We start from the raw sequence: 20,157 nt of genomic DNA on the forward strand, positions 1-20,157 counted from the left end.
TGCTCTTGTATTGATTTGCTTTAGGAAAAACCATTTAGCAATACATTCAAATCAGCAGGAGTTACCCATGAAACTAGTCACTGCAATCATTAAGCCCTTTAAGCTTGATGATGTTCGTGAAGCAATCTCAGAAATCGGTATAGATGGTCTAACCGTAACTGAGGTAAAAGGCTTTGGACGTCAAAAAGGTCATACCGAACTTTACCGCGGAGCGGAATATCAAGTTGATTTTCTCCCTAAAGTGAAACTCGAAATAGCGGTTCAAGATGAGCAAGTTGAGCGCTTAGTTGAAGCCATTGTTGGTGCAGCAAAAACCGGCAAAATTGGCGACGGCAAAGTATTTGTTTATAACCTTGAGCAAGCCGTGCGTATTCGTACCGGCGAAGCAGACGCTGACGCGCTCTAGTGCGTTAACCCTATCGGAGACTCTTTCGGAGAATTATTATGGAAATTACATTTGAACTCGGGTATGCACTAGATACCTTTTACTTTTTAATCTGCGGTGCCTTTGTTATGTGGATGGCGGCAGGTTTCTCTATGCTCGAAGCAGGTCTTGTTCGTGCTAAAAATACCACAGAAATATTAACGAAAAATATTGCTCTATATTCGATTGCTTGCATCATGTATATGATTTGCGGTTATGCGATCATGTACGGCGGCGATTTCTTTTTAAGCGGCATTACCGGTGACGGCGCCACAGGCGTGGCAGAAGACCCCGCCACCTATGCACCCTCTGCAGACTTCTTTTTCCAAGTAGTGTTTGTTGCAACCGCTATGTCCATCGTTTCTGGCGCGGTGGCTGAGCGTATGAAGTTATGGTCATTTTTACTGTTCACAGTGGTAATGACAGGCTTCATCTATCCTATGGAAGGCGCTTGGACTTGGAATGGTGAAGCTGTATTTGGTCTTTATGTGTTGGGAGATCTCGGATTTTCTGACTTTGCAGGCTCTGGTATCGTTCATATGGCCGGCGCCTCTGCAGCCTTAGCAGGTGTATTGGTCTTGGGCGCTCGTAAAGGTAAATATACCGCCGATGGTAAAATCAATGCCATTCCAGGTTCTAACTTACCACTCGCGACGCTTGGTACATTTATTTTGTGGATGGGTTGGTTTGGATTTAATGGAGGCTCAGTATTGGCGACTGCATCAGTTGAATCAGCTAACTCTGTTGCCGTAGTATTTATGAATACTAATGCCGCCGCCGCCGGTGGTTCGGTTGCAGCCTTAATTCTAGCGCGTATTCTGTTTGGAAAAGCGGATTTAACCATGGCTTTAAATGGTGCACTAGCAGGTTTAGTGGCAATTACTGCTGAACCTTCTACACCGACCGCGTTACAAGCAACCATCTTTGGTGCAATTGGCGGCGTTATCGTAGTGTTTAGTATTGTCGGCTTAGACAAACTTAAAATAGACGATCCTGTAGGTGCGATTTCGGTTCACGGTGTAGTAGGGTTATTCGGTTTGCTACTTGTGCCGCTTACCAACGAAGGCGCGAAGTTCTCTGGTCAGTTAATTGGAGCCGCAACAATCTTTATCTGGGTATTTGGCGCTAGCCTTGTGACTTGGTTAATCATTAAAGCAGTGATGGGTGTAAGAGTAACAGAAGAGGAAGAGTTCGCTGGTGTGGATATTAGTGAATGCGGCCTCGAAGCATACCCAGACTTTACTCAGTCGCGCTCTTAAACACGAAAAAAACTTGTAAGGGAGAGGCTTGCCTTAATCAAAATAATAACAAGCAGAATAAGAAAAATAACAAGGCAAGCAACCAACGACAGTTGGTAGATATCAGCCCCGCATTTGCGGGGCTTTTTTGTAGTCATTGGGATTTCCTTTTGTGGAGTTTCAAGGGTACACTCTGGATACAGCAGGCTGGATGGCTTGCTATCAAAATTACACCAACAGATAACAACAAAGTAATTCTGCAGTAATAAAATAGTGAGTTCATTATGATGCCATTACACACCTTTCGATTGCGACATGTTAAGACCGTCTTCATTCTTTCTTTAAGCCTTTTGTTTACTACTACATCAAGTCTTGCCTATGACCGAATAACTGGTGAGTCGTTTGCGACGCGTTCAGAGATTATTGCGCAAAATGGCATGGCGGCTACCAGTCAGCCCTTGGCAACGCAGGTAGCGCTTGATGTGCTTAAGTCGGGTGGTAACGCAATTGATGCAGCCATTGCGGCAAACGCGATGTTAGGCTTGGTTGAACCCACTGGCTGCGGAATAGGCGGTGATTTGTTTGCAATTGTATGGGATGCCGAAACCAAGCAACTATATGGCTTAAATGCTTCAGGTCGCTCACCACAGAGCTTAACGCTTGAACATTTTAAGGAAAAAGGACTCGACAGCATTCCAAAATTTGGGCCGCTTCCTGTTTCCGTTCCTGGTGCAGTGGACGGTTGGTTTATGCTGAATGAGCGTTTTGGCTCAAGATCCATGCAGGAGTTACTTGCCCCGTCTATTGAATATGCAAAAACTGGTTTCCCGGTCACTGAATTGATTGCCTATTATTTTGAAATGAATCAAGCCCGCATTGGTCAATACCCAGGCTTTACCGACACCTTCACTATCAATGGTAAAACTCCCAAAAAGGGCGAGATTTTTCGTAATCCAGCCCTCGCTTCTACCTATGAAAAAATAGCTACCGGCGGGCGTGACGCGTTTTACAAAGGCGATATTGCTCGGGTAATCGGGTCGTTCATGCAGGAGCAGGGCGGATTTTTAAGCTATGAGGACATGGCAGCCCATTATTCTGAATGGGTTGCGCCAGTTTCAGCCAACTATCGAGGCTATGATGTATGGGAGTTACCGCCAAACGGTCAAGGGATTGCGGCACTGCAGATTTTAAACATATTAGAGCTATACGATATCGAGGGCATGGGTCATGACTCGGCTGAATATATCCATACCTTCGTAGAAGCAAAAAAATTAGCCTTTGAAGATCGCGCAAAATTCTATGCTGACCCAACGTTTAATCAAATCCCCGTTGATTGGTTGATTTCAAAAGAATACGCAAAACAGCGTCAGCAGTTAATTTCGCCAACAAAAGCGGCTAAACGAGTAGATGCTGGTAAAAACGAAGGCGATACAATTTATCTTACGGTCGCCGACAAATTTGGCAACATGGTCTCTTTAATTCAAAGTAACTATCGCGGCATGGGCTCTGGCATGATCCCTACCGATTTGGGTTTTGTCTTGCAGAACCGGGGTGAAATGTTTGCAATGGAAGACGGTCATTTTAATCAATACGCACCGGGCAAACGTCCGTTTCATACCATCATTCCTGCGTTTGTGACACGCAATAATGAGCCCCTCATGAGTTTTGGTGTTATGGGCGGCGGCACTCAGCCACAAATGCACGCGCAAATCATCGTAAATATGATTGATTTTGGCATGAACCTCCAAGAGGCTGGAGATGCGCCGCGTATTTTACATTCGGGCTCAAGTAGCCCAGAGGGTTCCATAATGACCGATGGCGGCTACGTGAGTTTAGAATCTGGTTTTGACTATAAAACCCGCAGAGAATTAATGAAAAAAGGCCATACGATTACTGATGTTAACGGCGCCTATGGTGGCTATCAGGCAATTCTCTTTGACAGCAAAAATAAGGTATACTACGGCGCTTCTGAGTCACGCAAAGACGGTCAGGCTGCGGGCTATTAGGTCCGTTAATTAATTAGGATGCAATGTAATACACTATGACGCAACCACAAAAAGGTATTTGCGCCGAACCCAATCTACACGCTCAGTATTTACTCTTCAATGTCGTAGACGATGACATGAGCGCAGTGCGGGCAAAACTGGCAGCGTGCTTAGATCTGTTCGACCACTTTGACGAAGAGCACTATGAAGCTATGGTATCAGGCGTGGTGGGCGTGGGTAGCAACTTTTGGTCTGAACTTTATCCTGGTAACAGTCCACGCGCGTTAGCGCCATTTCCTGATATGCAGTCAGATGACCGTTGCGCCCCTGTAATTCCTTGCGACCTTTTCGTGCAAATACGTGCAGATAGGCTCGATATCTGTCATGCCCTTGGTATCGAAGTAATGGAGCTGATGCGTTTGCATACCGAATTGGTCGAGCAAATTCGGGCATTTCGATATTTAGATGGCCGTGACTTAAACGGCTTTATTATTACCGAAGATAATCCTCGCGGCATGAAAAAGTTTGAAATCTCCACCGTTGGTGATGACGACCCTGATTTTGCGGGAGGCAGTTATGTTCACGTGCAGCGTTATCGGCATGATATGACCCGTTGGCATGCTTTGTCAGAAAAACGTCAAGAAGACATTATCGGCAAAACTAAAGAGCACAATCTGCCGGTGGTCGATTCTGGTTTGTCGTCCCATGCATTTAGAACAAAAATAACAGGGGCAAATGGAGAATTTCCAATTTTGTTAAATCAAAGCATGCCATATGGCAATATGAGTGTTCAGGGCTTATATTTTGTGAGCTGTTCGAGTCACCCCAATGCCTTTAAGAATTTGCTTCATAGCCGCATCTACGGTGACCAAAATGGGCATTACGATCGTTTACTTGATTACTCAAATGCAGAGACCGGTGCCGCGTTTTTTGCGCCATCTATTCAGTTTATAAAGGCTCAAGCCTTAGAAAGTGAAAGTCTATAGAGCAAAGTCGCGTTTAGAGCTGGACGTGTCCATCCCAATGTTTATCGTCTAGAGCACGCTGGCAAAAGCTGATGTGATGATCAATTGCTAGGTCGTCGGTGAAAGACACTTTGCAGCTTTCAAAATGCTTTAGCGCATCTTCAAATGCGCCATTTTCACGTAGCTTAATTCCTTCTAAAATAGCGTTTGCGGCCAACAGCTTTTGGGCTTTGATTTCCTCGCTTAAGTGTGACAACACCTCTACCACTGGGACACTGACTGACTTACCTTTAAAGCGAATATTATCGAGCAGGCGGTAAACCACATCCACTTTTTTCCCGGCTAGCAGTAATGTACTTTCACTGGCAAGAATATCGGCATTAAAGTAAGGACAAAGACTTTCTATCCGTTGAGCGACATTTACGGTATCGCCAATCACCGTTGTGTCCATGCGATCATCAGAGCCTATGGTGCCTAATACGACGGGACCAAAATGAATGCCAATGCCGTTTCGCACCGCAGGATAGTGGCTATTGGCGCGGTGGCTATTGTATAAGCGTAACGCCGTTTGTATCTCAAGAGCTGCGTTGACGGCGTCTGCTGCCTTGTCATGATCTTCACCCTGAGGACTATCAAACAATGCCATAATGGCATCGCCGATAAACTTATCAATAAAGCCGTTGTTATGGTGTATCGGAGCATTCATTCGTAAAAAGTAAGAGTTTAGAAAATGCATAAGCTCTTGTGGCAGCATTTGTTCCGACAAGCTTGTAAAGCCGCGCAGATCGCAAAATAACACAGTAACTTTATCTTCATCGGCGCGGCCAAGCTCTAGGCTATGGGTACCAGATTTTGCAAAGTGCTCCACAAACTGACGGGGCACAAATTTTTGAAAAGTTTGATGCAGTTGCATAGCTTCATCGGCTTTCGCTTCGATAGTTGCATTCATCATCGCTTGGCGTTTTTTAAAAGCCGCCTTTAAACTCAAATCTGCGCTTTGCGCGTTGCTCAATGAACGCAGCCACAAGATGGTGATCACTAGCGCATATAGGACCACTAGAGCAAGTATTATTTCGAGCAAATCAACTTATCCTTTCAGCATTTATTTATCGATCGATGCAAATGCTTTATCTGCTGCGGCCAAAGTATCAGCGACAATTTGCGCGGTATGCGCTTTTGAAACAAAACCCGCCTCGTATGAAGCAGGGGCTAAATATACACCATTGTCGAGCATAGCGTGGTAAAACTGATTGAATTGCTTGGTGTTGCAGTTGATTGCCTGTTGATAGTTTGTCACTTTTTCGACGTCGGTAAAAAATATCCCAAACATACTTCCGGCCACGTTGATGGTCATGTCAACGCCATGTTTATGTGCTAGCTCTTTGATACCCTCAGCAATCAAACGAGTATTTTCAAAAATTGAGTCATAAAAGCCATCCACCGTAATCTGCTTCAAAGCGGCAAGACCCGCGGCCATAGCAACAGGGTTACCCGATAGCGTACCGGCTTGATATATTGGCCCAGTAGGCGCGATATGCGTGAGAATTTTACGTTTCCCGCCAAAAGCACCGACGGGCATTCCGCCGCCAATCACTTTACCTAAACATGTAAGATCAGGAATAACATTGTAGCGCTCTTGTGCGCCGCCTCTAGAGACTCTGAAGCCTGTCATGACTTCGTCAAAAATTAGAACGGAGTTGTAATTATCACAAATCGCTCGCAAGCCTTCTAAAAAACCGTCAACTGGCGGAATGCAGTTCATGTTGCCGGCCACTGGCTCAACAATGATGCATGAGATATCGCTACCGTGCTCATCAAAGGCTGCTTGTACAGACGCTAAGTTGTTGAATTCAACAGTTAGGGTGTGTTTTGCAAAATCGTCAGGTACCCCAGGCGAGCTAGGCACACCGAGGGTGAGGGCACCGCTACCGGCTTTGACCAATAGTGAGTCGGCGTGGCCATGATAACAACCTTCAAACTTTAGAATTTTGTCTTTACCGGTGTAGCCTCGAGCCAAGCGAATAGCGCTCATGGTAGCTTCAGTGCCAGAGTTTACCATTCTCACCATTTCCATCGATGGTACAACGGACGAGACCAATTCTGCCATTTCTATTTCTGCCTCGGTAGGCGCGCCATAGCTTAAACCGAACTCAGACGCATCGATAACGGCTTGGCGAATCTGAGGATTGTTATGGCCCAGCACCATTGGCCCCCAAGACTGGATATAGTCGATATAGCGATTGCCATCGACGTCCCACATATATGGGCCGTCGGTACGTTGAATAAATCTTGGTGTACCGCCAACCGCTTTGAAAGCCCGGACAGGAGAATTCACGCCGCCGGGGATAGTTTTTTGGGCGCGTTCAAATAAAATTTCAGATTTGGTCATAGAGTCATTATCCATAGGAAGAGAGTTATTCTTATTGCTGATTACTTTTATTGGTAAACCAATGCACAGGACGGTCAAAGTCGCTGACTTTATCGGCTACGCCAAGGGTTAAGGCAAACAATGCCATTCTTACCAATACGCCATTATCGGTCTGCCTAAAAATAGCGAGATTAGGATGCATGTTTAAATCGTTATCGAGTTCATTTGCCTCGATGCGCGAATCTCTGGGTAAGGGGTGCATTATTACGGTCTGAGATTTAAAGTGCTGAGTATAAATTTGCTGATTTAAGCGAAATTTCCCGCGGTATTTATTGGCTTCATCTTGCGACGGGAAACGCTCCTCTTGGATACGGGTTTGATAGCAGATGTCGGCCTCAACAATGCCTTCTAGTTGATCGGTAATAATCAGTTCGTGACCGGCATCCGTTATTGTGTCGCAAACACTTGTGGGCATTGACAGCTCAGTGGGAGAAATTAACGTGAATTTCACCCGCTTGAATAAGCTCAGCATTTTCGCTAATGAATGCACAGTGCGACCAAATTTCAAGTCACCAATCATAGCGATGTGCAGATCATCTATATTTGCGCCCTGAGATATACGTTCTTTAGCGATGGTATATAGGTCAAGTAGCGCCTGAGTAGGATGCTCGTTGGCGCCGTCGCCACCGTTTATTACAGGAACGCGGCTACCCAAAGCAAATTCTGCAACAGAGCCTGCCTGTGGATGACGCATGGCAATAATGTCGCTATAGCCACTGAGCACTCTGGCGGTATCGTAGAGTGACTCACCTTTTGCTAGGGCTGAATTGCTCATACCGGTTGTTTCGCGTACCTCACCGCCGAGTAGGTTAAAAGCGGTGCCAAAACTGACTCGCGTGCGGGTGCTGGCTTCAAAAAATAGATTACCTAAAATTGCGCCATCAAGCACCTGTGTTCGCTTTTGCCGTTTGGCGTAGGGCAGCATGTTGTCGGCAACACGGAACACGTGTTCAACTGCATCTCGTTCAAATTGATTAACACTTAAAATATGTTGTCCGGTAAAGGCTGACATAGGCATAGATTGCTTGGATTAATTGTGCTGCGCAGTGTAGCAAATTTTGTTGGCAAGGTACGAACATTCGCTTGCTTGAAACAGAGAATATCCCAATATTTTTTGGCATTGTGTTCACTAATCAAGACGGTTTTAATTCGCATTAAATATGTTTAGTACAAGGTTTACATCGTAAAAAGTTCAAGTGTACAAAGAATAGTGCAGTAAGTTGATATGCAAAAAATAAGCAACATGAGAAAAATTTAACATTAATAGACTAGACAGTCTAGTATTTATATTCTAGCATTGCTGAAAGATGATAATCGACGAGCAAAATGTTCGTAATAACAAAAACGATTGTTAGTCGAGGGCTAAGCATTTTGCATAGCTCGTTAATTATTATATTAAAGATGCTGTCCACTCACAGGCAAGGAAAAACAAGATGTCAAGCAACACCCAGATTCAGTACAACAGGGGTAAATGGTTACTCTTGTTGATATCATCGCTGTGCTTTTTGTTGCTGGCGCTATTGATGATCCTGTCGGGAAATTCAGGTGGCCAAGCTTATGCGCAATCTGAGCTATTTGTGATTCAAAACGCAAAGGTCGAGGTCCTACCCGTTAGTATTCAGGAAAACTTCCAACGTCAGCGTATTGTCTACGGTAGAGTTGAATCTGCCAAACGAACTAATGTTGGCTTTGAGCTTTCTGGTATTTTGCAGCGTTTAGATGTTTCAGAGGGCGATACCGTCCAGCAGGGAAAGCCGCTAGCGACCCTCGATTTATCTCGTTTGAATGCTCGAGAAAATGAATTGATAGCTGCTCTCAACAGAGCGCAAGCCGATGCGCGTCTTGCGCAAATATCCTTGCAGCGAGTATCAGAATTGGTTAAGGCAAAACTAGCCCCCCAGCAAGGCTTAGATGAGGCAAAAGCGTCAGTAGAAGCGGCGCAAGCCTTTGTCAGCGAAGTAGATGCTAGGTTAGAAAGCCTGCGAGTTGAAAAACAAAAATCGACGTTACTTGCACCATTTGATGCACAAGTGATCACTCAACTGATTGATCAGGGCACCGTTGTTACTATCGGTGAGCCGGTCTTTACATTGATATCGATAAACCGTTTAGAGGCACGTTTTGGTCTGCCAGAAAATATTGCTTTTGGGCTGCGCCTCGGTGAGCAGCATCAAATTAGTCTTGGTAAAACGGTCTTTACAGGTACGGTTCAATCAATAGCAAAACAACGTACTTTAACCACGCGAACTATTGATGCGGTATTCTCAATCGACCGTGAGGCTCTTTTGCCAGAGCAATTGACAGCATTAGTCAGTGGTGATCTTGTGAATATCAGTGTCGATCTTACTGTCAATAAAAAAGGGGCATGGATACCGCTTAGCGCGCTTTCAAATGGTGTGCGCGGACTATGGACTGTGCTGGTATATGACGGTAATGAGGGCAAATTGCTTGCTCGTACGGTCGCGGTTGAACATTTAGACGCAGAGCGTGCATATGTATCTGGCGCTATACGTCAAGGTGAACAAGTGGTTGTCAACGGTACGCATCGCTTTACGCCCGGTCAAGCCGTCAATCAGGTTGAGCAGATTGATGCATTAGATATTGCATCCATTTCGACGAAAGGCTTATAGCTATGAGTCACTTGCAAGAGGGCTTGGATCCGCCCAATCCTCAAGAGCGTCCACCTTGGTATACGGCTTTCTTTCGCAAAGGTCACTTACTGGCCTTGAGTATCATAATTATTTTGGTCGCGGGACTGTCAGCTATTCAGAGCTTACCAAGGCTTGAAGATCCACGCATTGATTTGCGTAATGTCATAGTGCTAACTAGCTTTCCAGGTGCATCAGCTGAGCGAGTCGAAGCCTTAGTGACCGATGTCTTAGAGGATGAACTGCGACAGCTTTTTGAAATAAAAGAAATTAACTCCACTTCAAAAGCAGGTTTTTCGTCTATTTCAGTGGAGCTACTTGATACCTTTGATAATAGTAACAACCAGCAGGTGTTTGCAAAAATCCGCGATGCGCTTAATGATGCCTCTGCGCGATTTCCCGCAGGTGTATTGCCGCCCATTTTAGAAGATAAGCGCGGTGCGTCAGCCTTTACAGTCCTCTTCGCAATCTCTCCAGCGGTGCCCGAGAACACTGCACTTAGTCAAACTGGGCGAATGGCTCAAGAGTTTGCGGACAGTTTGCGCAATGTGCCGGGCACAGAGCTTGTGCGCATTTATGGTGAGCCGCAAGAAGAAATTACGGTTACCATAAATGCCCAGCAGCTTGCTTTAGCTGGCATGAGTTTAGAACAGGTCAGTCAGCGCATTCAAGCTGCTGATGCAAAGCTACCTGCGGGCGTGCTCTATAACGCGGCTAGAGATCTAAGAGTGCAAGTTGCAGAGCCCCTTGAATCGGTATCAGTCGTTTCAAATACGCCGCTAGTGAGTAATCATGGTAATTATTTGCGTCTAGGCGACATCGCTGACGTTATGCGCACTGAACAAAGCCCCGCTCGCGAGATTGCATTGATTGACGGTCAGCGTACTATATTCGTGGCCGTGCGCATGCAGACGACCGTTAGAGTGGACCAATGGACGGAAGCAATCTTAGGTAAAGCACAGGCCTTTAATCAGACTTTTGCGGGCAGCGTGAGTGCTGATGTGGTGTTTGAACAGAACAAATACACCGAGCAGCGTTTGTCAGAGCTTAGCAGTAACTTGATGCTTGGCTCTGTCGTAGTCATGTTGGTTGTATTGTTTTTTATGGGAGCAAAAGCCGCTTGGATTGTTGGGCTAGCGTTACCACTGTGCGCTGCATTTGCGATTTTTAGTCTGAGTTTCTTTAATCAACAAATTCATCAGATGTCGATCTTCGGCATTATTATCGCCATTGGATTGTTGATTGATAACGCGATTGTGATCACCGACGAAATCCGTCTGAATTTATTGAATCTGTCTATGAGTCGCCTGCAAGTGTTGCAAAAAAGTATTCAGCATTTATTCTCGCCGCTTTTAGCTTCGACCTTGACGACTATTTTAGGCTTTATGCCAGTCTTTCTATTAGCCGGCAACATAGGTGATTTTATAGGCGGTATTGCAATTAGCGTAGTGATGGCCTTAGTTGGGTCCTTAGCTATTTCTCTGACTATCATTGCCGCATTAGCCGCTCGCTATTTGCCAAGAGACAGCAAGCCAGAACATTCTTGGTATCGACGAGGCTTTCAATTGCCATCGGTGTCACAAGCGTTTGAACGGCTGTTGGCAAAAACTATCAACAAACCAATGCTTGTTCTACCGATAATAAGCGCCGTATGCTTTAGTGGCTTTATGCTTTCATCGACATTAGAAAATGTGTTTTTCCCCAGTGCCGACAGAGATCAATTTGAGATGTATGTTTATATGCCAAGCGGCACCGGTATCGAAAAAACCTATGCGGTGACTCAAGAAATTGATGAATACTTGCGTGAAAATGACAGCATAAAACAATTGACGTGGATGATCGGCGGATCCACTCCTTCTATCTATTACAATCAGGTCATGACCCGAGACAATAGCGCCGAGTTTGCTAACGCGGTATTTACCACCGATAGCGTTGCCGCCGCCGATAGCTTGGTTCGTCGCCTGCACTTTGATGTGCAAGACCGTTTCCCTGAAGCAAAAATTGTGGTGCGTAAATTTGGTCAGGGGCCACCCATAGCATCGCCAATTGAGGTGGATATCTTTGGTCCAGATTTAGCAGTGCTAGACCAGTTAGGTCAGCAAGTTCGTTTGGCAATGGCAAGCATTGAAGGAATCACACAATCGACCGCTTCGATTAGCATGAATGAGGCTCAATTAAAATTTCATGTTTCTGAAAATGATACCTATTTGGCGCAGCTTTCCCTCAATGAAATTGCCACGCAGTTGCAGACGGCCTTATCTGGCAGTACTGGTGGTTCGGTGCTCGAAGGTACCGAGGAAATGCCTGTTCGAGTGCGCATTGACAACCAACAGCGTAGCAGCTTAAGTGCCCTTGAAGCACTGCCTTTGATCAACAGTCAAATATCACAAACTGGGCCGCTCGGCGTAGCCAGTATCGGACATTTTGAGCTACAGCCGAGTATAAGCGGCATTACGCGGACGAACGGTGAGCGCCTTAACAAAGTGCAGGCATACCTGCTCCCAGGTGTCCCTGCGGTAACTGCAAGCGAGAAACTTCGAGTTGCGCTTAACGAAGGCAAGCTAGTGCTGCCGCAAGGCTATCGATTGAAAATGGCCGGAGACGCAGATGAACAACAGCAAGCATTAGGGCAGCTTGCCACCTATGCGCCAGTGTTGCTGGTGTTGATGATCACTGCCCTTATTTTAAGTTTTTCGAGCGTTCGTTTTGCTGGCGTGATTGCGATTGTGGCCATTTTGTCGGTGGGGCTTGGTTTCTTCAGTTTATGGCTATCGGGTTTGCCAGTGGGGTTTAATCCTTTGCTAGGCAGCGCAGGTTTAATTGGCGTGGCGATCAATGGCTCAATTGTGGTTATTGCCTCCATTGCAAGTAATGCAGAAGCGATGCGCGGAAATGCCGCTGCGATTGTTGAAGAGACAATGAGCTGTAGCAGGCATATTTTATCGACGACCTTCACCACAGTGGGCGGCTTAATTCCTTTGCTGCTCTTCAGTGAAGGAAGTTTCTGGCCACCCCTAGCCGTGGTTATTGCTGGCGGTGTAGGCTTTTCTGTTATACTTTCACTGTTATTCACGCCAACAATAGTGGCAACTCTATGTCGACTTCGCGAAAAACGCAGAGCTTTTATGCTAAGGGCTTTAAAAAATTAAGCGATTGGTGGCATACCGATTGTGCTTTTTGCCGGCAAACGCGGTATATCATCATATGGGCTATTTTGATGATGGTGTTTTATTTTTATGTCTACCAGTGAAATCACCGATACAATTTATATTCGCGGCGTCTCGTCTCACAATGGCTTAACCACCATTTTGATTGGTTTGGTTGCCCTAACGGTGGGTAGTTTAGTGATCAATCTATTGCCAGAACTGTTTTTTCTAGCCGGCATTATTGTAATTGCAGTGGGTATCATTGCTATCACTATGGGTATATTTAAAATCCGTGAGCCCAAATATAGCCTCGAAATCACCAAGCAGGCTGTGACCTACCATCACCGACTCGGAAAGTGGCATATACCTTGGGATAACATCCAGCGCGTAGATGTGCCTCGGGTGCATATGGGTCTTGAGCATGTAGATTTAGAAATGGTAGGTTTTAGATTAAAACACCCAGAGACGATTCTACCGAATATTTCGCCGCGCTTGATAACGCACCTGTTGATGGAGCAACGTCCCCTTGTTGTCAAAGCAGAACAAGCAAATTGTGGCACTGGCAAGTGCTACGGCGATGACATGATTGAAGATGCCAAGTATAAAACCGTAGATGGCACAATTATTAAAGGGGTAATCGCCATGTTTGCTAACCGTATGCGAAAGTTACAGAACGGCTTGGGATACGACATCTTTATATCGATAAATGAATTAGACCGCAGTGCCGAAGAATTCGTCGCGCTAGTGCGCCAGTGTCAAGAGAGTGTTCAGCACGAAAAAATAAGGCTAGATTAGAGCTTTCAAATCCCTATACCAAACGCTGTCTGCGCTTCGACCAGTCATTAATTAACAGACTGGTTTCTATCATTAAATCGTTGACAGCATCTTCAAAGCGCAATCCTGGGTTGCTCTTGAGCATTTCTTCAAGGTCGAAACACATTGCTTGTAAACGCGGTACGCCGGTGTAACAGCATGCACCATGGAGTTTGTGAATACTCGCTAACAACTCTTCAACTTGGTGGCGTTCGGCATGTTGTTGAATGTTTTTTCGATGTTCACCGAGGTGAGCCATAAAGTCATCCATAAAAGACATCGCTACTTCGGGGTTGTGATTTGACCGAAGCAGCGCTAACTCCCAATCAATGCTGTCAGGCAACTTTTCATTGTTACCATCTGAAAACTCACACCATTCATTAATCAGTAAAATTAACTTATCTAATTCGATGGGCTTGGAAATAAAGTCTTCAAGCCCAGACTCTAAGAAATGCTGTTTTTCTTGGGCGAGGGCATGGGCCGTCACTGCGATTACGGGTGTGCCCATATTCAGGGGCGTTTGCCTTATGTGTTTAGTTGTTGCAATGCCGTCCATTGATGGCATTTGAATATCCATCAAAATAATATCGTATTCCGTCTGCTCGCATTTTTTGATCGCGCTTGGCCCGTCATAGGCTAAATCTAAGGTGATAGGCGAGTGTTTTAGCCACGTCTCCAGCAAACGTAAGTTCAGCTCCATGTCATCGACCGCGAGCATACGCACTGAAGGCAAATCCATAATCTGTCGTTCATTCAATGATGGCTTGTTTTGCTGCGCTGCAAATTCTAGGCTGGCAATTTTCCTTGCTGTTAGGGGCAGTCTCATTACTCTAGTTGAGCTTGGCATCATCCCCACTAATGGCGCAGGTGGAGGTGCTCCAGAGAACAAAATAACGGTTTTGGAGGGCGCGAACTGACTTATTTTATTGATAATGTCATGGCGCTCGCTGCTATGTTTGATGCCCAGGGTCACAAATAAAAAGCTATCGGGCTGCAGGTGTTCACGTAGGCTTTCGTACGAGTCGAAAGTACTGACCTCAAACCCGCTTAAAGTTAGCTGCTGCACGATAGTTTGTTGCGACTTTTCCCACAAATCGTACACCAGTGCTTTGCGTCCTTGAAATGCTGAGTGGTCTTGATCGAGTGGCGTAGGCGTTTGGACCTTAAAAGGAATCGTGGCTTTAAATGTGCTGCCAATGGACGGTTGGCTGGTTACCGATAGCTCGCCCTGCATTAAATAGACCAATTCCTGACATATCACTAATCCAAGGCCTGTGCCTTGATACGACTTATTGAGTTCGTCGTCTAACTGATGAAACGCGTTAAAAATACTGTGTATGTCAGAGTCGCTAATGCCAATACCTGAATCTTCGATTTGTATGCTGAGTACACATTCTGCAGTAGTAATTGATTGAACCTTTGCTCGCAGGGCTATATAGCCATAGTTAGTAAATTTTAGCGCGTTACCAATAAGATTAATTAGCAGTTGTTTGACTCTAAAAATATCACCGATTAAAACTTTTGGCATATCATCAACATCGTAAATAAATTCTAAGTGCTTTAAATGCGCCGTTTTCGACATGGTGGCGGCGATGTCTTCAAATAAGTCAGTAGTCTTAAACGGCTTGTTATTGAGACTCAGTTGCCCGGCTTCCATCTTTGAAAAGTCAAGAATATCGTTGACTAAAGTAAGTAGGTCTGTGGCGGCAGAGTTGATGATTTTGATGTGTTCGTCGCGCTCTGCAACATTGATTTTTGATTCGAGGGCTTTACTAAACCCAATTATGGCGTTGAGAGGCGTGCGGATTTCATGAGACATGTTTGCTAAAAATTGTGATTTTACTTCACTGGCCTTTACGGCATCACGTCTGGCCATATCGAGATGTACGTTTTGCTCCTCGACGAGAATAAAATTATTTTCAGCATCTGCGCGCGCCTGCACAAGCTCGGTTTCTAATTCAGTTTGCGTTTTACTTACAATCGACAGTAAAAAAGCGCCGGCCTGAATGTTTAATGCTAATTGAAATAGTTGGGCGTTAAATGTGTTGGTATTTAAATAGCCAAATATATATAAAGTGCTGAGCGCAGCGCCTAAGAACATGATAGACCAGCCGACTAAAATAGGCCGAGCTGGCACGTACTTGCTATTGAACGCTTGTAGTGAAGTTAAAAAATTAATGCCCAAGCAGCTAAATCCCACAGAATAAGTCAAAACAAAACGCCATTCAATCGATAGCAAAGGAAGCCTAATTAATACTAATGATAGTAATGAGACGGCGATAAAAATGAGCAGAGTAACGTACATTTGTTTTGTATATTTTTCTTTTGGAAGCAGTTTGAGTGTAAACGCAGTGCCAGACATACACAGCAATATCAAGAGTTCTTCAGGTTTTAGCAGGCTTAGTATTTGCCCGAAGTCATTGCCTATCAGGTTACTGTGACCGCTCCAATTCAACTGCCAAACTAGCACTACCGCAATGTGTGTAAAAAACAACATGTTACTGATGCTAGGGTAGTTGAACGAAAAGGTAATCGCATACATCGCGAGGATCAAGATGGCCCCATAAAAACCGCCCCATAGTAAAAAGTCGATTTGATTGGTTTGCTCGTGCACCGCTTCGGATTGCAAATATATGGGGGCAAGCAGCGACATGCTTGCTGACGATGCATACATAAATATGTCGACGTGCTCGTCTTTTGGTAAGTTAAACTCAAAGGTGGGGTTGGCGAAGTTAGAGCCTTTGTTACCAATGCCATCGCTGGCCTGATAAATCAACTCGCCTTGATACATGATATACACATGAGCATCTTCAAGTTGCGCAAACCTGACTGATAGCACCCATTTTTCGACATCGGTGCGATTAATCGCTTTGGCATGAAACCACAGCCCGTCTTTAACAAACCCAAAGTTTGATCGATCAGAAAATTGATAGGGCATGTTGTCTTTGTTTGCACGAAAGGCGTCAAAAGTAAGTGGCTCACCGTCTTGCCAATAAACAGCGAATTTCGGCGTTACTAATTCAGCGGTTTCGGTTTGTGCTAACACGATTTCATTTTGCGCATGGGCTTTGGGCGCAGCAAAAATACCTGACAAAATGCAGGCAAATACAAAAACCACACAATAGGATTTGAGTTTATTCAATAGAAAGTTATGCTTTTGCAAAAAATGCGATACCATGACCACTAATATAAAGATTCCTTTTGAATAAGTACACAACGCTCATCTAATGATCATCGACTTATGAATAACGATATAATAATAAACAATGATGGCATCGAACAATTGCCACTGGGCCGCTTTACCGAAGACGCCTACTTAAACTATTCCATGTACGTGATAATGGACCGCGCACTGCCGCACATTGGTGATGGATTAAAGCCTGTCCAGCGGCGTATTATCTATGCAATGTCTGATCTAGGACTGAGTAACAACGCCAAGTATAAAAAGTCTGCGCGCACCGTGGGCGACGTTTTGGGTAAGTTTCACCCGCACGGTGATTCGGCCTGTTATGAAGCCATGGTGTTGATGGCACAGCCCTTTTCTTATCGCTATCCCTTAGTTGACGGTCAAGGCAACTGGGGTGCTCCGGATGACCCCAAATCTTTTGCGGCAATGCGCTACACCGAAGCCCGACTCTCAAAATTTTCAGAAATACTTCTGACAGAGCTTGGACAGGGCACGGTAGATTGGTCGCCTAACTTTGACGGTACTTTGCAAGAACCCAAGGTATTGCCTGCTCGTCTGCCGCATATTTTGCTAAATGGCATAACAGGCATTGCAGTAGGCATGGCCACTGATATTCCGCCGCATAATGCGCGAGAAGTAGCGAATGCCTGTGCCGAGCTTCTGGATAATAGTAAAGCAGAGCTGCAAGACCTGCTGGCCCATGTGCAAGGACCTGATTATCCAACCGATGCCGAAATCATTACTCCTAAAGCCGATATTCAAAAGATATATGAAACCGGACGCGGCAGCATTAAAATGCGCGCGGTATATCATGAAGAAAATGGCGAAGTTGTGATCACCGCTTTACCGCATCAAGCGTCAGGCGGGAAAATTTTAGAGCAAATTGCTGGGCAAATGCAGGCTAAAAAATTGCCTTTTGTTAGCGACTTGCGTGATGAGTCAGATCATGAAAACCCTACCCGTTTAGTTGTCACGCCCCGCTCGAATCGGGTAGACATTGAGCAAGTTATGCAGCACTTGTTTGCTACTACTGATTTAGAAAAAAGCTACCGTGTAAACATCAACATGATTGGACTTGATGGTCGCCCTCAAGTCAAAGACTTAAAAGTTATTTTAACCGAGTGGCTCGCCTTTAGAAGAGATACGGTTACCCGTCGATTGCAATATCGACTAGACAAGGTGTTAGCCCGTTTACATATTTTGGATGGCTTATTAATTGCCTTTTTGAATATCGATGAAGTTATTGCCATTATTCGCGCCGAGGACAAGCCTAAGCCTGTTCTGATGGAACGTTTTGGTATCACCGATACTCAAGCAGAGGCAATTTTAGAGTTAAAACTTCGCCATTTAGCCAAACTTGAAGAAGTAAAAATTACGGGTGAGCAAGACGAGCTCGCTAAAGAGCGCGATGGCTTAGAGTTATTGTTAGGCTCAGATCGTCGTTTAAAGACCCTGATTAAAAAAGAAATTTTAGAAGCGGCTGATATCTATGGTGATGACCGCCGTTCTCCGATCGTACAGCGAGGCGAAGCCAGAGCATTGAGCGAGAAAGAACTCGTACCTTCTGAAGCGGTTACCGTGGTGCTATCTGAGAAAGGTTGGGCACGATGCGCGAAGGGCCACGATATAGATGGCACTAACTTAAGCTATAAGTCTGGTGACAGCTATCTGCACAGCGCTAAAGGGCGCAGCAATCAACCGGTAGTCTTTTTAGATACCTCCGGTAGAACCTTTTCATGCGATGCTCATGCCTTGCCATCTGCTCGCAGCCAAGGCGAACCTATCACCGGGCGCTTTAGTATTGTTAGCGGTGAGCGTGCCGAATATGTATTAATGGCGCAAGACAAACAAGCGTATTTAGTTGGCTCTGATGCGGGTTATGGCTTTGTCGGTCATTATGAGGATATGCTTACCAAAAATAAGGCTGGTAAAGCCTTTGTTTCGCTGCCTGTTGGCGCGAAAATACTGTGCCCGCAACGTCTTATTGAACTCGAGACAGACTGGTGTTTGTGTATTTCAAACCAGGGACGGATGCTGTTGTTCCCCTTAAAAGATCTGCCAGTGTTGGGCAAAGGTAAGGGGAATAAACTAATGAACATTCCGTCTGCAAAGAGCAAAAGTAGAGAAGAATACCTCACCCACTTAGTTGTTGTGCCCGCGGATGCCAGTGTCAAAGTGGTTGCAGGTAAACGCATCATGACCCTGAGTCAGAGTGATTTACAACATTATCATGGTGAGCGCGGACGCAGAGGAAATAAACTTCCACGCGGTTTACAGCGGGTCGATGACGTCGAAATAGTCTCAAAAGCCCTTGTGCCTGCTAGCGACCCACTCAGCGATAATGCTGATATTCACAATATCGACACTGATGCAGAACCGGGTGCCACTAGCGAAGATGGACCACAGTAGCGCTATCGAAAAGGCAAATGGGGTTTTGCCGTTTGTTTCGTGGCAGTGCCCGGTTTGCCATGCATTGCTTGAGTTGCAGGGGCGCACATGGCAATGTCAGCAACACCATGGTTTTGACTGCGCCAAAGAAGGCTACGTGAATTTACTGCTTGCGCAGCATAAAAACAGCAAGGCCCCAGGTGATAACAAAGATATGGTGCTGGCTCGCCAGGATTTTTTAGCTACGCAGTCTTATTTGCCACTTGCTGAGGCGCTTGCCAAAATAACACTTTCTCACCTGCAGCAACAAACGAACACCCAAGACAATTCTGCACGCCCACTATTGTTTGATGTGGGCTGCTCAGAAGGATACTACTCTGCACATATTCAAGACAAACTGGTTGCAGCTGGCATCGATTTGTCAGTGGCAGGCTTAGATATTTCTAAACCTGCGGTGCAAAAAGCTGCGAAAAAAAACAAGCAAAATCAATACGCGGTAGCGAGTAGTTATAATATTCCCTTAGCGGCTAAAAGTGTTGACGTTGCACTACAGGTGTTTGCGCCATCAAGCCCATCAGAGGTGCAGAGAATAATAGGCGCGCAAGGTATGTGGCTGGTCGTTGAGCCTGCAGCCAATCATTTACAGGAGCTCAAAGAGTTTGTATATGATGAGGCAAAGTTACATGAATCTAAACAGGCTCTGCCATCAGGATTTAACCTTGTTAAACAAAGCAGTCTGAGTTTTAACTTTCGCTTAGAAGATCCCGCCGACAAACTAAATTTACTAAAAATGACACCTTTTTATTGGCGGATTTCTCCAGCTAACAAAGCCCGCTTGTTAGAGAGCTTAGATACCATCACCGCTGACTTTACCATCAAGCAATTTTATCATGATGCTTTTGAACCTTCCCGCATGGTCTCATCTGTATAATGCT

13 protein-coding genes are annotated in these 20,157 nt (G+C 45.3%); 9 read left to right on the top strand and 4 right to left on the bottom strand.

Annotated elements, in window-relative coordinates; all coding sequences use genetic code 11:
• Positions 1–67: 67 nt before the first annotated feature.
• From glnK to AB9H30_RS05120, 4 genes are all read left to right on the top strand, one after another.
• Complete coding sequence (glnK, locus tag AB9H30_RS05105; protein ID WP_371193564.1) at positions 68–406, top strand: P-II family nitrogen regulator; 339 nt, start codon at positions 68–70, stop codon at positions 404–406.
• Positions 407–444: 38 nt separating this feature from the next.
• Positions 445–1,683, top strand: coding sequence for an ammonium transporter (locus tag AB9H30_RS05110; RefSeq protein ID WP_371193565.1), 1,239 nt, complete (start codon positions 445–447; stop codon positions 1,681–1,683).
• A 263-nt stretch (positions 1,684–1,946) separates the two neighbouring features.
• Positions 1,947–3,668 carry a gamma-glutamyltransferase gene (ggt, locus tag AB9H30_RS05115; protein WP_371193566.1) on the top strand — a complete coding sequence of 574 codons (1,722 nt, stop codon included), beginning with the start codon at positions 1,947–1,949 and terminating at the stop codon, positions 3,666–3,668.
• 35 nt (positions 3,669–3,703) lie between these two features.
• Positions 3,704–4,633 carry a Dyp-type peroxidase gene (locus AB9H30_RS05120; RefSeq protein ID WP_371193567.1) on the top strand — a complete coding sequence of 310 codons (930 nt, stop codon included), beginning with the start codon at positions 3,704–3,706 and terminating at the stop codon, positions 4,631–4,633.
• A 13-nt stretch (positions 4,634–4,646) separates the two neighbouring features.
• On the opposite strand, the gene AB9H30_RS05125 is transcribed toward AB9H30_RS05120, so the two are convergent.
• The 3 genes from AB9H30_RS05125 to AB9H30_RS05135 are packed head-to-tail and all read right to left on the bottom strand — an operon-like array spanning position 4,647 to position 8,052.
• Positions 4,647–5,693: an adenylate/guanylate cyclase domain-containing protein gene (locus tag AB9H30_RS05125; RefSeq protein ID WP_371193568.1), complete on the bottom strand. Its 1,047-nt coding sequence runs from the start codon at positions 5,691–5,693 to the stop codon at positions 4,647–4,649.
• Positions 5,694–5,714: 21 nt separating this feature from the next.
• Positions 5,715–7,001 carry a glutamate-1-semialdehyde 2,1-aminomutase gene (gene hemL / locus AB9H30_RS05130; RefSeq protein WP_371193569.1) on the bottom strand — a complete coding sequence of 429 codons (1,287 nt, stop codon included), beginning with the start codon at positions 6,999–7,001 and terminating at the stop codon, positions 5,715–5,717.
• A gap of 31 nt (positions 7,002–7,032) precedes the next feature.
• Positions 7,033–8,052, bottom strand: a complete 1,020-nt coding sequence (locus AB9H30_RS05135; RefSeq protein ID WP_371193750.1) for an aspartate carbamoyltransferase — start codon at positions 8,050–8,052, stop codon at positions 7,033–7,035.
• A gap of 421 nt (positions 8,053–8,473) precedes the next feature.
• Here AB9H30_RS05135 and AB9H30_RS05140 point away from each other — a divergent pair, with 421 nt between their 5' ends.
• The 3 genes from AB9H30_RS05140 to AB9H30_RS05150 all read left to right on the top strand — a co-directional run bounded on the left by AB9H30_RS05140 (position 8,474) and on the right by AB9H30_RS05150 (position 13,629).
• Complete coding sequence (locus AB9H30_RS05140; RefSeq protein WP_371193570.1) at positions 8,474–9,670, top strand: efflux RND transporter periplasmic adaptor subunit; 1,197 nt, start codon at positions 8,474–8,476, stop codon at positions 9,668–9,670.
• Positions 9,671–9,672: 2 nt separating this feature from the next.
• Positions 9,673–12,837, top strand: coding sequence for an efflux RND transporter permease subunit (locus AB9H30_RS05145; protein ID WP_371193571.1), 3,165 nt, complete (start codon positions 9,673–9,675; stop codon positions 12,835–12,837).
• 87 nt (positions 12,838–12,924) lie between these two features.
• Complete coding sequence (locus AB9H30_RS05150; RefSeq protein ID WP_371193572.1) at positions 12,925–13,629, top strand: DUF2982 domain-containing protein; 705 nt, start codon at positions 12,925–12,927, stop codon at positions 13,627–13,629.
• A 13-nt stretch (positions 13,630–13,642) separates the two neighbouring features.
• Here the strand turns inward: AB9H30_RS05150 and AB9H30_RS05155 are convergent, their stop codons facing one another.
• On the bottom strand, positions 13,643–16,789 hold the full coding sequence (locus AB9H30_RS05155; protein WP_371193573.1) for a response regulator: 3,147 nt from the start codon (positions 16,787–16,789) through the stop codon (positions 13,643–13,645).
• 99 nt (positions 16,790–16,888) lie between these two features.
• On the opposite strand from AB9H30_RS05155, the gene parC reads away from it, so the two are divergent.
• Positions 16,889–19,243 carry a DNA topoisomerase IV subunit A gene (parC, locus tag AB9H30_RS05160; RefSeq protein WP_371193574.1) on the top strand — a complete coding sequence of 785 codons (2,355 nt, stop codon included), beginning with the start codon at positions 16,889–16,891 and terminating at the stop codon, positions 19,241–19,243.
• A complete protein-coding gene (locus AB9H30_RS05165) occupies positions 19,230–20,153 on the top strand; it encodes a putative RNA methyltransferase (protein WP_371193575.1) in 924 nt (307 codons plus the stop codon). Before parC ends, AB9H30_RS05165 begins: the two co-directional genes overlap by 14 nt.
• Positions 20,154–20,157 lie beyond the last annotated feature (4 nt).

Source organism: Glaciecola sp. SC05 (genome assembly GCF_041380235.1).
Classification (GTDB): domain Bacteria; phylum Pseudomonadota; class Gammaproteobacteria; order Enterobacterales; family Alteromonadaceae; genus Glaciecola.

Bases quoted from the DNA above. Each gene is read 5' to 3' on its own strand.
- glnK (WP_371193564.1), top strand. From the start codon at position 68: ATGAAACTAGTCACTGCAATCATTAAGCCCTTTAAGCTTGATGATGTT.
- AB9H30_RS05110 (WP_371193565.1), top strand. From the start codon at position 445: ATGGAAATTACATTTGAACTCGGGTATGCACTAGATACCTTTTACTTT.
- ggt (WP_371193566.1), top strand. From the start codon at position 1,947: ATGATGCCATTACACACCTTTCGATTGCGACATGTTAAGACCGTCTTC.
- AB9H30_RS05120 (WP_371193567.1), top strand. From the start codon at position 3,704: ATGACGCAACCACAAAAAGGTATTTGCGCCGAACCCAATCTACACGCT.
- hemL (WP_371193569.1), bottom strand. From the start codon at position 7,001: ATGACCAAATCTGAAATTTTATTTGAACGCGCCCAAAAAACTATCCCC.
- AB9H30_RS05135 (WP_371193750.1), bottom strand. From the start codon at position 8,052: ATGTCAGCCTTTACCGGACAACATATTTTAAGTGTTAATCAATTTGAA.
- AB9H30_RS05140 (WP_371193570.1), top strand. From the start codon at position 8,474: ATGTCAAGCAACACCCAGATTCAGTACAACAGGGGTAAATGGTTACTC.
- AB9H30_RS05145 (WP_371193571.1), top strand. From the start codon at position 9,673: ATGAGTCACTTGCAAGAGGGCTTGGATCCGCCCAATCCTCAAGAGCGT.
- AB9H30_RS05150 (WP_371193572.1), top strand. From the start codon at position 12,925: ATGTCTACCAGTGAAATCACCGATACAATTTATATTCGCGGCGTCTCG.
- parC (WP_371193574.1), top strand. From the start codon at position 16,889: ATGAATAACGATATAATAATAAACAATGATGGCATCGAACAATTGCCA.
- AB9H30_RS05165 (WP_371193575.1), top strand. From the start codon at position 19,230: ATGGACCACAGTAGCGCTATCGAAAAGGCAAATGGGGTTTTGCCGTTT.